The organism is Delftia sp. ASV31 (assembly GCF_016428765.1).
Classification (GTDB): domain Bacteria; phylum Pseudomonadota; class Gammaproteobacteria; order Burkholderiales; family Burkholderiaceae_C; genus Comamonas; species Comamonas acidovorans.
Genome location: NZ_JAELTK010000074.1, coordinates 1 through 14861, shown reverse-complemented (window position 1 = coordinate 14861; position 14861 = coordinate 1). Strand labels below are relative to the sequence as shown.

The following is a 14861-nucleotide window of genomic DNA, read 5'->3' as shown; positions in this document are numbered from 1 at the left end:
CTTGCTCTGACCGGGCAATCCAGCCGAAAATCCGACCGAACACGCGCCACACGCTATGAGTTTGACTGACAACACCGTCGCCGTCGTCGATTACGGCATGGGCAATCTGCGCTCGGTTTCCCAGGCCGTGCGCACGGCCGCCGCCGACTCCGGCTGGCAGGTCGTGGTCACCGCCGATCCCGAGGTGGTGCTGGCCGCCAACCGGGTCGTGCTGCCTGGCCAGGGCGCCATGCCCGACTGCATGCGCGAACTGCGCGAATCCGGCCTGCAGGACGCCGTGCTGCACGCCGCTGCCAACAAGCCCCTGTTCGGCGTCTGCGTGGGCATGCAGATGCTGCTGGACCACAGCGACGAAGGTGACGTCCCCGGCCTGGGCCTCATCCCCGGCAACGTGCGCAAGTTCGATCTGGCGGGCCGCGTCCAGGCCGACGGCAGCCGCTTCAAGGTGCCGCAAATGGGCTGGAACCGCGTGCACCGCAAGCACAATGCCGGGCAGTCCCACCCGCTGTGGCGTGGAATTCCCGAAGACAGCTTCTACTACTTCGTCCACAGTTTCTACGCCGTGGTGCAGCAGCCCCAGCATTGCGCTGCAGAGGCCGACTACGGCGGGCGCTTTGCCTGCGCCATCGCACGCGATAATATTTTCGCCACCCAGTTTCACCCCGAAAAGAGCGCGGACCAGGGCCTGGCCCTGTTCCGCAACTTTCTGGGCTGGAAGCCCTGAACCCTCTTTCCCTCCCCGCACCGGCCGCTGCATCCCAGGCCTTCATTGCTCGCAAACCATCATGCTGCTCATTCCTGCCATCGACCTCAAGGACGGCCACTGCGTACGCCTCATCCAGGGTGATATGGACCAGTCGACCACGTTCGGCGAAGACCCGGCCATCATCGCCCGCCGCTGGCTCGACGCCGGCGCACGCCGCCTGCACCTGGTGGACCTCAATGGCGCGTTTGCGGGCCAGCCCAAGAACCTGGTGGCCATCAAGGCCATCCTCAAAGAGGTGGACGGCCGGATTCCGGTGCAGCTCGGCGGCGGCATCCGTGACCTGGACACCATCGAGAAATACATAGACGCCGGCATCAGCTACGTGATCATCGGCACCGCTGCCGTGAAGAACCCGGGCTTTCTGCAGGACGCCTGCAGCGCCTTCGGCGGCCATGTGATCGTCGGGCTCGATGCCAAGGACGGCAAGGTGGCTATCGACGGCTGGAGCAAGCTCACGGGCCAGGACGTGCACTCGGTGGCCAAGCGCTTCGAGGACTGGGGCGTGGAGTCCATCATCTACACCGACATCGGCCGCGACGGCATGCTCACGGGCATCAACATCGACGCCACCGTCAATCTCGCGCAATCGCTGAAGATTCCCGTCATCGCCTCGGGCGGCCTGGCGGGCATGGCCGACATCGAGGCGCTGTGCAAGGTCGAGGACGAAGGCATCGAAGGCGTGATCTGCGGCCGCGCCATCTACTCGGGTGACCTTGACTTCGCCGCGGCGCAGGCCCGCGCCGACGAGCTCAGGGCCTGAACGGCCTGCGCCTTCCCTGTATTTGCGGGCGCCTGTGCTTCACAGGCGCCCGCGCTGCATTCAGCGCCAGGGATTCAGGCTTTCTTTACGAGCAGGCGGGCATGGCCTGCCCGGCATTGGTGGCGCGCACGGTCTGCACAAAGGCATCCCAGTAATTCGGCAGCCCGGCCCAGGGGTTGCCCACGCCGGTGCTGGGCTCGAACTCCAGCTGGGTCACATAGATCCATCCCGCCTGGTAGCGGGCCGAGGCGGCCGACTGCACGGCCGTCTGCATGGCCGCGCAGCCCGACACGTTGTGCACCAGCGAGGCCTGGTGGCTGTTGGGCAGCCCGTACAGCCAGTCAAAACTCGTCGTGCGCGGATCGTAGGTGGCGTAGGTGGAGCCCTTGCCCTCGAACGTGGTCAGCACATCGGCCACATCGGCATAACCGGCCACGGGCACGAGGCCCGGGTTGCCGATCACGATCAGGTTGGGATTCTTGGCCTTGATGTACTGGTAGATGGTGCGGTAGAAGTCCAGCCGGTTGGTGGTGGCCGCCATCTCGTCAATGAAGAAACCCTTGACCAGGCCCGCGCCGTAGTGCGTGAAATAGTTGTCGATATTGGCCTGGATGCTGGCCAGCGATCGCGTGCCCGTGCCATAGCTGGAGCTCACATAGCCCACCAACTGCCCGCCCGCGTTGGCAAAAGCGGTGGCGGCGCGCGTGATGTTCGCGTCCGGGCCACTGAAAATGCCGTTGGCCGGATTCAGGATGGCCGTCATCTGCACGGTCGGATTCGCCTGTGCGCTGGCCGTCAGCGCATTCCAGGCCGTGGCTCCCGAGCCGGTGGGATAGAAATACGTGGGCACCAGCACCCGCAGCGGTGCAGGCGCAGGACGCAGATAGAAAGTCTGCGAAGCGCTGCCCGTGCGGCCTGCCACGGTGGCGCTGGCCTGCACCTGCTGGCGGCCCGGCGTGGCACCGGTCAGCGAAGCCGTTGCCACGCCGGAGCTGGTCAGTGCCGAGGTGCTGACGCCTGTGGCTGCGCTGAAGCTCACCACGGTTCCATCGGCGGCATTCACGCCGTCGGCCAGAACACCTGCGCGCAGGGTCAGTGCCGAGCCTGCAGTCACCACATCCCTGGCGGCCGGGGCCGTCCATTGCACGGTGACCGAGGTCACTCCGGGCTGGCCGGTGCCGCCGTCACCCCCATTACCGCCATTGCCACCGCCAGCGTTGCTGTCACCACCGCCGCCTCCGCCGCAGGAGGCCACCGAGGCGGCCAGGGCGAGCATGCCGAGTCGCAGGACAAGAGGAGAGGGAGCGTGGGAGCGTTGCATGACAGAGGAGGGCTGAGCGGGGGAAAGGCTATATTCAAGCATGAAAGTTACATCTTCCTTTCCCGCAGTAACAGCTTTACCTGCGGCCGCGCAAGCTCCCGGCGCCTGCGCTGATGCATGGCAGGGCCTGCCCGCCATCCGCCTGCGCCTGGCCTGCGGCGATACCGCCCTGGTGGCCTTGCAGGGCGCGCAGCTGCTGTCCTGGCAGGCAGGGGGCGAGGAGCAACTGTTCCTGAGCCCTCATGCCGCCCATGACGGCCACACACCCATACGCGGCGGTATTCCGGTCTGCTTTCCCCAATTCAACCAACGCGGCCCACTGGTCAAGCACGGCTTTGCGCGCACCCTGCCGTGGCAGGCCGATGCAGCACAGGCCGAGGTTCTTGCCGGCGATGGCTTGTTCCTGCGGCTCAAGCTTGCCGATACGCCGCAGACGCGCGCCGTCTGGCCGCACTCCTTCGAGACCTGGCTGGAGGTGACGCTGTTGCCCGGCCGGCTTGACGCGGAGCTGGTGGTGCACAACCGGGGAGACACGCCTTTGGCCTTCACTGCCGCCTTGCACAGCTACCTGCGCGTGGCGGACGTGGAGCAATGCCGGCTGCAAGGCCTTGACGGCCTGCCCTACTGGGATGCCGTGGCCGACACCCACCCCACGCAGCAAGGCGACGTGCGCTTTGGCGAAGAGGTCGATCGCGTCTACCCCCGGCCCGGGAAGACCATGGAACTGGCCGCTCCTGCCGGAGGCTTGCGCATCTCGCAGGATGCTGCCTGGAGCGAGACCGTGGTCTGGAACCCCGGCCCCGCGCTGTGTGCCCGCCTGGCCGACATGCCGCCACAAGGGTGGCGGCAGATGCTGTGCGTGGAGGCCGCCGCCATCGATGCGCCCGTGCATGTGGCGCCCGGCGCGCATTGGCGCGCGGCGCAGCGTTTGCACAAGCTGTAGTTCAGCGCCGGCCCTGCAATGGAAAAAGCGCCTGTGAACAGGCGCTTTTTTCGTTGGGGCGGGAGCCGGGTCAGCGGCGCTGCATGCGCTGTGCCGACTGCGCAGGGCGAAGGCCCGGGGTGATCTGCAGCTCCACGGGGCCTTCGCCACGGCGCACATCGAATTTCGCAGCCTCGCCGGGCTTGAGCGCGGCCACGGCGGTCAGCAGCTCGGACACATTGCGGATGGGCTTGTCGCCCACCTGCACGATCACATCGCCCGGTCGCATGCCGGCCTGGGCCGCGGGGCCTGCCTGCAGCACGCCGGTGATGATCACGCCGGAGTCGGCCTTCACGCCAAAGGTCTCGGCCAGCTCCGGCGACAGTTCATTGGGCTCCACGCCGATCCAGCCGCGCATCACGCGGCCGTCCTTGACGATGCCGTCCAGCACCAGCTTGGCCGTGGACACGGGGATCGCAAAGCCGATGCCCATGCTGCCACCCGAGCGCGAATAGATGGCGGTATTGATGCCCAGCAGATTGCCGCTGGCGTCCACCAGTGCGCCGCCCGAATTGCCGGGGTTGATGGCGGCATCGGTCTGGATGAAGTTCTCGAAGGTGTTGATGCCCAGCTGACTGCGGCCCAGTGCACTGACGATGCCGCTGGTCACCGTCTGGCCCACGCCGAAGGGGTTGCCGATGGCCAGCACGCGGTCGCCCACGTCGATCTGGTCGGAATTGCCCAGAACGATGACGGGCAGCTTGTCCAGGGCGATCTTGAGCACGGCCAGGTCGGTCTCGGGATCGGTGCCGATCACCTGGGCCTTGGCCTGGCGGCTGTCGGTCAGCGTGACCTCGATGTCGTCCGCACCCTCGACCACGTGGTTGTTGGTCAGGATGTAGCCGTCGGTGCTGATGATCACGCCGCTGCCCAGGCCTGCCTGCTCCTGCGTGCCCTGGTCGCCGAAGAAGAACTGGAACCACGGATCGTTGCTGCGCGGATGGCGCACCGCCTTGCTGGTATTGATGCTCACCACGGCCGGCGCTGCCTTCTTGGCGGCCGGTGCAAAGCTGCCGGGGCTGACTTCTCCGACGGGCGTGGCCGGCGCCTCCAGCAACGCGATGCCGGCATTGCTGCGCACGGCTCCACGGCGCAGCCAGTCCGGCTGCAGGGTGGCGACGACAAAGTAGGCAGCCACCAGGATGGTGACCGCCTGCGAAAACAGCAGCCAGGTGCGTTTCATGAAGTGTGGTGTTCTGTGCGGGAGTACAAGGCCTCATTGTGAGGCATGTCGTACACAGGGCGGTGGTGGGCGCGTTCGCTGGGGCGCTGGGTGATCGATGAATCACCGGACAACCGACATTGCTATATCGGGATGTGCCGATTTTGCCTTTTCCTGAAGCGCTGAAGGGCGTGTCAATTTTTTTGTTGCGCCATTTGAAATGGGACAAGTCTTATTTAAATTGGCTTGCTAATTATTTTTTTCAAGTCACGATTTGATACGGATGAGGAATTTCAATACAATCGCGGCCCAATGAATAGAGCGGGGACGGAGGGGCTATGGAGTGGAAAGACTCGGGGAGGATTGCGCCCAGATGGCTGATGCTATTGGTTGGCGCGGTGTTTGCCATTGCAGGAACCATCGGCATTGCCTTTGCACAGGCCGCCGATGCGGTATGTGCCGAAGTCAAGATTGTCATAGAGCAAAAACTTTCGCTGGAGCGCCAGGCATTTGACGCCAGGATGGTGATCACCAATGGCCTGGCGGACCAAAAGCTGGAGAACGTCAGCATCACGCTGCAGTTCCTGGATGCGAACAACCAGACGGTGGTTGCCACCACGGATCCCGCAGCCTCCGGAGCCCGCTTTTTCTACCGCACGGATGGGGTCGAGGGCATCACTTCCCTGCAGGGCGGCACGATTGCTCCCAAGGCCGTCGCCAATGTCCGATGGCTGATCATTCCCGCAGCCGGCACGGGCGGCCGCGATCTCCAGGGTGCGGTCTACTACATAGGCGCCAAGGTCACCTACACGCTGGATGGCAAGACCGACACCGTGGAGGTTGCACCAGAGTCCATCGTCGTGCGGCCCCAGCCTGAACTGGTGCTTGACTACTTCCTGCCCCGTGATGTTCCGGGTGACGATGCCTTCACACCCGAGGTCGAGCCTTCCGACCCCTTCACGCTGGGCGTGCGCATCAAGAACAGTGGTGGCGGCACCTCGTACAAGACCAAGATCGATACCGCCCAGCCCCGCATTGTCGAAAACCGGCAAGGGCTGCTTGTCAATTTCCAGATTCTGAGCGGCTATGTCAACGATGCGCCAGCAGGCAAAAGCCTGCTGCTCGACTTTGGCGACATCACGCCGGGATCGTCCCTGCATGGGCGCTGGAACATGGTGTCCAGCCTGGCCGGCAAATTTGTCGAATTCACGGCCGGATTTACCCATGCGGATTCGCTGGGCGGTGCCCTGACGTCCCTGATCAAGACCGTCAATACCCATCAATTGGTCCAGGATGTGCGTGTCGATCTTCCAGGACGCGACAAGGTCCGCGATTTTCTGGCCCTGGATGGAGATGTCTACCGCGTCTATGAATCCGATGGCGTGGATACCGAGGTCAGCGATCAAAGCCGATCCGCGCAATTCGTGCCCTCCGGTGCCACCGCCAGCCTGCAGTTCAATCCCGTGGCCAATGGCATGGCCTATGCGCGCGTGCCCGATTCCTCCAGGGGCACCCGTCTTCCCCGACAGGTGGTCCGCTCCGACGGCTATGTCGTTCCTGGCGAAAACGTCTGGCTGTCCAGACAGCGCAACGAGGACCTGAGCTGGAGCTATTACCTGAACCTGTTCGACGTGAACACCACGGGCCGCTACACCATTGGCCTGGTCGCTGGCGAGGCACAGGCCAGCATCGCCGGCGCGGCCTTCGAGGACCGCAATGCCAACGGATTGCGCGATGCAGGCGAGCCCGCCATCCCCGTGCTCGAAATCAAGCTCACCGGCACGCGGGCAGGCACCGGGGAGTCGGTGCTGGCCACTGCCCACACCGATGCCCAGGGCCAATTCCGATTCGATGGACTGCTGCAGGGCAGCTATGCGCTGTCGGCTGCCGTCAGCGAGGGGCTGGTCGATGGCGCTGCGCTTGCGGGCACGGCGGGCGGCCAGTCCGCACCGGGACGTATATCGGGCATTGATCTGGCCACCGGTACGGCGGCTGCGGGCTATCTGTTTGCAAAGCGCTCCGCTAAGGTGACCGGGCCAGATCCCGAACCGGAAGCGGACATTGGCATCAGCGTGACGGCGGCACCGGCCACCATGGCGCGCGACGGTGGCTCCACGGTCACCATCACGGCACGCAATGCCGGGCCGGCCATGGCAGCGGCCACCGTCGTCCATGTGGACCTGCCCCAGGGGCTGGAGATCGCCAGCCAGTCGGCATCGGTGGGCAGCTATTCACAGGGCCGCTGGACCCTGGGCGACATGGCCAAGGACTCCGCCCCCACCCTGGTGCTGCAGGTGCGTCCTGCAGCAGGCTCCACAGCCAGGGAATTCCTGCTGGCCGCGCGCATCGGCGCGGCCACCCGCGACCCCGTCACCGGCAACAACGCGGCCAGTACCCTGCTCAGGCGCGAGCAGGAGGCCTCCGTGGCCGCTTCGCAGACCCTGGACCAGGGCCTGCGTGTGCTGGCCTATGCCGCATGCGGCGCCGATACCGCTTGCACGGACGGCAAGCGCCAGGCCCTGCAGGATCTGCTGGCGCAGGCCGATGGCTCGGTGCAGTTGGCGGTCACGCCAGGGGAGCTCCGAAAGGCCTTGCGTGCCGGTGACTTCAGCGCGCTCTGGCTCCATGGATCGGTGGACGACCTGGTCGCTTCCCAGATGGAGGAAGTGCGGGCCGCCGTCTACCGAGGTGCCTCGCTGGTCATCGATGGCGCACCAGGCGCGTTGCCGGACACCCTGGCCGACGTCTGGGGCGGCAGCCGTTCAGACCAGCCGCTGCCTGCGGGCGTCTCTGTGCACCTGGGCGATGCAAGCTTGGGCGATGCAGCGCTAGCCCTGCAAGGTCAGGCGTGGACGTTGCATAACGAGGGTGCAGGCTCGGAACTGGCCCGCTATGGCACAGGGCAGACCGCTGCGTTGGGCGTGGCCCACGGCAAGGGCCAGGTGCTGTTGATCGGCTTCGATGCCCTGGCGCAAGGCGCGGTTGCGGCTTCGTGGAAAGACTGGACCAAGACGCGCTTCACTGCCCTGGTTCCGCCTGTGTCCGAGCCCATGCTGGCGCAATCTGCCGTGCGCGTCAGAACCAGCATCGCCAACCGAAGCACACAAGCCATTGCGCTGGAGCAGGCCATGGCCCTGGCCAGTGGCATGAAGCTGCGTTCCTCCTCGCCGCAGGCCGTGGTCAACGGTGATCGGGTCAGGTGGACCCTGGAGCCCGCCTCCCAGGCCGAATTGCAGGTGCAGGCCTGGCTGGACCTGCCCGGCACCTCGCTGGCCACCACGGTCGAGACGCAGTTGCGCAAGGCCGGCGACAAGTCGCTGGTGGACAGCTGGTCGCAGCCGGTCACCGTCATCGCAGAACCTCAAGCCGCCGCTAACACCCGGGCTGCAGTGGCTGCGCTGGCGCAGGCCACGGCAGACCAGCGACAGGCCGTCGAGGCATTGCTGGGCCAGGCTCGGGTCGCCATGGAGCAGCAAAAGCCGGCCCAGGCCCTCTCGGCCCTGGTGCAGGCCCAGCCCCTGTTGAGGGCGCTGCCATCCCACGGTACCCGGAATGTGGCTCTGCAATCGCTGGCGCAGTGGATAGGCCTGGTCGCCGCCCAGTGGCAGGAGGAGGCCGCGCGGGATTGGACGCTTTCCATCGTGTCCGGCGACCTGCAGTCCGCCAGGCTGGAGCAGCCGTTTGCGCTGCCGCTGCAGGTGCGCCTGCAGACGGCTGACGGCAACCCGGTGGCGGGGCAGGAAGTCACATTCGACGCTCCCGCCAGCGGGGCCTCCGCACGCTTTGCCGGCGGCAGCCGCCAGGCGCGCGTGCTCACCGACGCACAGGGCCTGGCACGCAGCCCGGTCATGACAGCCACTGGCGCTGCGGGCAGCTTCACCGTATCCGCCGGCGTCGAGGCCTTGCCCGGCGGCGTGCGCTTTACGCTGGGCAATCTGGATGGCACGGCGCCCGTGCTGCGCATTGTCAAACTGACCGGTGACGGGCAGACGGCCACCGTGGGAGCCGCCTATGCGGCACCCGTACGTGTCAAGGTCACCGATGCGCAGGGCGCCGCCGTGGCCGGCCATGCCGTGGTCTTTGCGCTGCCGGACAGCGGAGCGAGCGCCGTGTTTGACGGCGGCACGCTCGCAGCGCAGGCCGTCACCGATGCGGCAGGCGTTGCCGCGTCGCCCGGGCTTCGTGCCAATGGACTGGCGGGCGCATTCGAGATGCGCGTGACAGCGGCCGGTGTGGGCGAAGCCTTGCGCGTATCCCTGCAAAACCAGGCCGCGCCTGTGGGCGGCAAGGACGTGGCCCTGCCCACACCCAGCGGCTCCGGCACGCTGAAAGCCTCGGTGGCGGGCGGCGGCGCCAACTGCCGCTTCAATCCGGACAAGACGGCCGTGCGCAAGCCCGAGGGCTGGCTGCCGCTGTTCAACGTGCTGCTCTTCCCGCATGGCGTGTTCGATTACGAACTCACCGGCTGCGACGTCGGAAGCACGGTCACCGTCACCACCGAGTGGCCCAACCTGTTCGGCATCAGCAGCTACCTGAAGTACGGACCTGTGCCCCATTCGCGGGGCCGCAGCATCTGGTACGCGCCCAGGAACCTGTCGATCAACGGCAACCGCATCAGCTACACCATCACCGATGGCCAGTTGGGCGACGACGACCTGCAGGCCAATGGAGTCATCAAGGACCCGGGCGGCCCCGTCATACAGTCCGGGCCGCTGCCTGAGGATCAGTTGACGGCGGTGCCTGGGCTGGGTGCTGTGGCGTTGGGCCTGCTGTCCGTGCTGTTGGGCCTGGGTGCAGGCCTGCGTTATCGGCGCAGACGCTACGCACTGGCGGACGCATGAAGCGGCTTCGTTTTTTCGGAGTTGCGAGGGACGCGCATGCCTGGGTGTTCTGGGCGACCACCCTCGCTGTCGCACCGGCGCAGGTTTGGTCCGATGCAGGCGAGCAATCTTGCCGCGCCGAGGAGCACGCTGTGCCAACAGCCGAGGCTGCGGCCGATTGGCCGCGTCAGGAGACGCCCATGGCGCTTACAGCCGCCTGCTGGGTAAGTCCCGGTGAATTGCGGCGAAACGGTCAGGCGGCCACCCTCATCGATGTGCGCCCCGCACCGCTGCGCCGAGCCGCGCCCGTGGCGCAGGCCTTGCAGATGGACCTGGCTGATCTGGCCGGCAAGCGTTTTTTGCAGCAGCAGCAGTTGGTGCTGCTCGGCACAGGGCTGGATATCTCAGCGCTGGACCTGGCTTGCCGGCAATTGCGTGCGCAAGGCTTTGACGACGTAGTGGCGCTGGCTGGCGGCGCTGAGGCCACGTCGCGTGTGCAGGAGACGGCAGTTGGGCCGCCTCTACTGCAGGATCTGTCCGCTCGTGACTGGATCGTGGGCCTGGGGCAGGGGGTGGAATGGAGCGTGCTGTCGTCCAGCAGGGGATTCCAGGCCGCATCCACAGCCCGCCGACCGGTATCCGATGCTTTGTGGCTCCAGACAGAAGCGGGCATGTTGGGTCGGCAGCTTGACGCCTTGGCGAGGCGCCACGCGCCGGGCAGATATCGCAAGGCAGTGATCGTCGTTGTGGATGCCTCGGCCGAAGCCGCGCAGCGCATCGCGCTGCAAAGCCATCTGCAAGCCACAGACCATTGGCCGCAGGACCTGCCTGTCTACTGGCTCAGCGGTGGCTGGCAGGCCTATGAGGCGCAGGTGGGGCATATGCAAGCCATCGAAAAAACAGCCAGCCACAGGCTGCAGGCACCCTGCGGGCGCTGGTGAGACAAGCAAGAGGAACGCAATGAAAAAAGCAAGCCGAGAGGGGAATGTGGCGATGCATCAGGGAGCGCAATCTGTCATGGCGTGGTGGCTGAAAGCCTGGTTGTTGGTCTGCTGCGCATTGGTGATGCTGATGGGGCAGGCCGGAGCACAGACCTTGGTGCAGAACCAAATCACCAGCGACATCGTGTTGCGGACCGGCCAGTCGCCTTACCTGATGCAGGGCGATGTGGTCGTGGATGCCGATGCAACCTTGACCATTGAGCCCGGCGTGACGATACGAATGGCAACGGGGGCCAGTTTTACCCTCAGAAAGGGGGCGCTGCATGCGGCAGGCACGGCGCAGCAGCCCATCGTCATCACCTCGGATGCACCCACGCCCGCGCCAGGAGACTGGCGGCAGTGGCGACTGATGCCGGGCACGCGCAGCGATCAGACCCGACTGGAGCATGTTGTCATTGAGTACGGCAGCGGCGTGGCCCTCGAAAATGCATCTCCGACGATTCTGTATTCGGCCTTCAACCATCACAGCGGGCCCGCAATCCATATCGACCTGGCGTCTTCTCCCGTTGGAGTCGGCAATTCGGCCAAGGGCAATTCGCTCAACGCCATTGCCGTTCCTGCCGGGACCATCCGTTCTCATGTCGTCTGGGGCGTGGTGGGCATTCCCTATTTGGTCCAGCAGGGGTTGGTGCGTGTAGGGCTGGCGCCGCTGTCCATTGAGCCTGCCAGGCTGCGGCTCGGGCCTGGCGTGGTGGCTCTGATGCGCGTGGCACTCAAGTTGCCCGCGCCGCAGGCAGGGCTGACGGTGGACATCACCAGCAGCGTGCCTTCAGTGGCTTCTGTGGCTTCGCGTGTCACGGTGGCTGCTGGCCAGACCAGCGCTGATCTGGAGGTACAGGCCAACGTCCTGGGTACAAGCCTAGTGACTGCCAGCCATGCAGCACTGGGCTTGGCCGAGGTACAGATCGAGGTGGTCGAGCTGCCGCCCCTGGTGCTGGCGCCGGATCATCCCACGGTCGGTGTGAACCGTCCCTATGCAATGCGGCTGCTGCTGCAGGAGCCGGCTCCCGATGGGGGGCTGACCGTGCGGCTGGACAACTCCGACAACAAGGTGCTTTCGGCGCCGCCCTCGTTACAGATCGGGGCGGGACGCCTGGGCATGGATTTTGAGGTCACAGGCCTCAAGGACGGTAGCAGCCGCCTTTCGGCGGAGGCGGATGGTCATGCAAGCGCCCTGGCAACGGTATCCGTGCGCACCAAGGCATTGGTACTGCCCGCCAGCTTGGTGGTAGCGCCTGGAAAGCAGGCCACGGTCAGCCTGGAGATCACCGAGCCCGCACCCGAGCAGGGGCTGCTCGTCAATCTGGCGGTGGAGCCGCCGGGCCTGTCGCGGGTTGTGGCTTCCCTGCAAATTCCACCGGGCCAGAGCCGGGCCGCCGTCGTGCTTGATGGGCAATCCCAGGGTAGCGGCCGGCTCGTCGCAACGGCAAACGGCTACCAGCCGGCTGAAGCCAGGCTGCACGTGGATTCTCTCACCCTTGGTACTGATCCGGCAGCCGATGTCAGCATGGGCATCGAACAAAGCCGCACCTTGCGCGTGCGCTTGGACAAAACCGCGCCTGCGGGCGGCATAGCCGTGTCGGCCACAAGCCGTGACCCTGCCATTGCACGCGTGGCGCCCGCCCAGGTCTTCATTCCTGAAGGGCAGCTCATCGCCACCACTCCTGTCACCGTCAAGGGCATTGCCGTGGGGCAGGCATTTGTGGAGATTACTTCAGCGGGGCTGAACACCAAAGTCGTGAAGGTTGACGTACACCCCAAGCAGGGGCTGCGCCTCAAGCTTGATGAAGGTGAAAAGCTGGTGGTGGGCAACGGCCTGTACACCGATGCTGGCCAACTGTACGTGGAGCACCTTACCAATGGTGAAGCCAGCCCTGTGCACGAGCCACTGACGGTCTACCTGCGTTGCACGTCGGAGTCCTGCATGACGCCTGCCTCCGTGACCATTCCTGGAGGAAAGAGCCAGGCCGCCATCCGTGTCACTGGCACGGGGCTTGGCATTGCCCAGATCGAGGCACAGGCGGAAGGCATGGCAGCGGCCATGCCAATGCCCGTGGAAGTCGTCGCCCCACAACTGGTGTTCGCCGGCCTTGATGGGCAGCGCACCACTGAAAGCGAGCGTGACGACTTCCATGTCGTGCTCAAGGTGCCGGGTCTGCCGTCGAGCTTCGTCCAGCGCACGGCCCAGCCCCTGGCAGTGGATCTGGATGTGGTCGAGCAGGATCCGGCCGGATTGATTGGAGGCATCTACAGCGGAAAGACAGGCGACGCCCTGATCACACAGCTTCGCATTCCCGGCAACACTGTGGAATCGTCGACTGTCTATCTGGCCAAGCCTGGCTCCGCAGGCAGCTATCGTGTGCGAGCCGAGGTGGCAGACATCGCAAGTGCGGTGTCCGATGTGCAGACGGTGAAGGCGTCTGACCGAGGACTGATGCTCCATAGCATGGCAGGCGAAAAGCTGGTGGTGGGCGCCGGCCTGGGCAGTGGCCGCTCCGAGTTTTATGTGGAACGGTTGCGCAACGGGGCACCCGATCAAGGCCATGAGCCGCTGACGGTCAATATCCGGTGTCTGGAGCAGGCGGTGTGCACCACTCCTTCCACATTGACGATAGCCGCAGGGCAAAGCCGGGCCTATGTCGGTGTGGCAGGGACAGGCGTAGGCGTGACCCAGGTCGTTGCTGAAGCAGGAGCTTTGACGGCCAGACCCATGCCCACGGAAGTGGTCCTGCCTCGCCTCGTCTTCAACCGGCTCGACGCAACAAGATCGACGGCCAGCGGCCGGGATGAATTCGTGCTGTCCCTTGAAGTGCCCGGAGCCGCCCATGACCCTGAGGTCGACAGACCCTTGACTGTCGAGGTGAGCTTGGTAGACCGCAATCCAGAGAGTGTGGTCCAGGGGATTTACAACACACAAAGCGATGGCAGCCTGATATCGCAAATCACTTATCCCGCGGGGGGGGCTAGTTCCAATTCTGGTTTTGTGGCGCGGCCTGAAACCGCAGGAAGTTATCGAATTCGTGCGGAAATAAATGGCATTGCAAGTGGGGTGTCCGAACTGCAAATTGTCACTGGTGGTAATCAGGCGGTGCAGATATCGCATACCGGTGGCCGTGAAAAAATTGTGGTGGGAAAAGGCCTGAAGGCCTATTACTCTGAATTGTCTCTGAATCGTATGGTGAATGGTGATTCAGTCCCTGGTGAGGACGCTTTGACTGTGAAATTACGTTGTGTTTCCCAAGAGATATGCATGGTTCCTGCCACGGTGACCATTGCTTCCGGCGAGAGTTCAGTAGATATTGAGGTTGTTGGCAAGTTGGCCGGAAAAACACAGTTGGAGGCTGATTTTAACGGGCTAAAATCTTATTTCCCGGTGGAAGTGGTTTCCCCGCGTCCAAACATAAATGGGCTTGACGAATCGCGTCTGACTACGAGTGCCAGGGACGACTTTTATATCTCGTTGGATGTGCCTGGAGGATATTTTCCTTCCTACTATTATTATTCGATAGAATCGATTGATATAAATGCGTATTTGATTGAAAAGTCGCCGCCTGGCATCGTTGAGGGTATTTTCAGTGAAGCAAGTGATGGCGAACTGATTTCCCATCTGACAATTTCTGCTGGCTACTCCTCCTCATCGTCTGGTCATGTGGGTAGGCCAACCTCTGTCGGCACCTACAAGATCAAATTTGATGGCGTGGGCTTGGAAACAGTCGTTTCCGATATCCAGATCGTGACAGCTCCTGAGCTCTCTCTGAGTCTGGTGTTAGACGAGGGCAGCCAATTGGCTGTTGGCAAGGGACTGCGTAGCCACCAAAATGAGCTTCGTGTTCGTTATCTGATTAATGGATATTCAGGTGATGCCCCACAGGACATGATTGTAGGCTTACGCTGCGTCGACTCAAATATCTGTTCAGCACCCCCTTCTGTGAAAATTGAAAAAGGCCAAGGCTATGCAGATATCAGATTGACTGTCTCTTATACACATCTAAAAAGGGGGGGGGGGGGGGGGGGGGGGGGGGGGGGGGGGGGGGGGGGGGGGGGGGGGG

General features: G+C 64.3%; 7 protein-coding genes and 1 pseudogene. 6 read left to right on the top strand and 2 right to left on the bottom strand.

Going from position 1 to position 14861, the window contains the following annotated elements:
* Nucleotides 1-55: 55 nt before the first annotated feature.
* The gene (hisH, locus tag JHD82_RS22190) at nucleotides 56-724 is read left to right on the top strand and encodes an imidazole glycerol phosphate synthase subunit HisH (RefSeq protein WP_013800802.1); all 669 of its coding nucleotides are present in this window, start codon (nucleotides 56-58) and stop codon (nucleotides 722-724) included.
* A gap of 61 nt (nucleotides 725-785) precedes the next feature.
* The gene (hisA, locus tag JHD82_RS22185) at nucleotides 786-1526 is read left to right on the top strand and encodes a 1-(5-phosphoribosyl)-5-[(5-phosphoribosylamino)methylideneamino]imidazole-4-carboxamide isomerase (RefSeq protein WP_012207316.1); all 741 of its coding nucleotides are present in this window, start codon (nucleotides 786-788) and stop codon (nucleotides 1524-1526) included.
* An 85-nt stretch (nucleotides 1527-1611) separates the two neighbouring features.
* On the opposite strand, the gene JHD82_RS22180 is transcribed toward hisA, so the two are convergent.
* Nucleotides 1612-2802, bottom strand: coding sequence for a spherulation-specific family 4 protein (locus JHD82_RS22180; RefSeq protein ID WP_043822289.1), 1191 nt, complete (start codon nucleotides 2800-2802; stop codon nucleotides 1612-1614).
* Between the two features lie 85 nt (nucleotides 2803-2887).
* On the opposite strand from JHD82_RS22180, the gene JHD82_RS22175 reads away from it, so the two are divergent.
* A complete protein-coding gene (locus JHD82_RS22175) occupies nucleotides 2888-3790 on the top strand; it encodes a D-hexose-6-phosphate mutarotase (protein ID WP_199138832.1) in 903 nt (300 codons plus the stop codon).
* A gap of 70 nt (nucleotides 3791-3860) precedes the next feature.
* Here the strand turns inward: JHD82_RS22175 and JHD82_RS22170 are convergent, their stop codons facing one another.
* Complete coding sequence (locus JHD82_RS22170; protein ID WP_199138831.1) at nucleotides 3861-5012, bottom strand: S1C family serine protease; 1152 nt, start codon at nucleotides 5010-5012, stop codon at nucleotides 3861-3863.
* 359 nt (nucleotides 5013-5371) lie between these two features.
* On the opposite strand from JHD82_RS22170, the gene JHD82_RS22165 reads away from it, so the two are divergent.
* From JHD82_RS22165 to JHD82_RS22155, 3 genes and pseudogenes are all read left to right on the top strand, one after another.
* Complete coding sequence (locus JHD82_RS22165) at nucleotides 5372-9832, top strand: choice-of-anchor U domain-containing protein (RefSeq protein ID WP_199138830.1); 4461 nt, start codon at nucleotides 5372-5374, stop codon at nucleotides 9830-9832.
* Between the two features lie 179 nt (nucleotides 9833-10011).
* Nucleotides 10012-10752 carry a hypothetical protein gene (locus tag JHD82_RS22160; RefSeq protein WP_199138829.1) on the top strand — a complete coding sequence of 247 codons (741 nt, stop codon included), beginning with the start codon at nucleotides 10012-10014 and terminating at the stop codon, nucleotides 10750-10752.
* Nucleotides 10753-10771: 19 nt separating this feature from the next.
* Nucleotides 10772-14861: pseudogene (locus JHD82_RS22155) on the top strand (hypothetical protein); the annotation flags it as partial.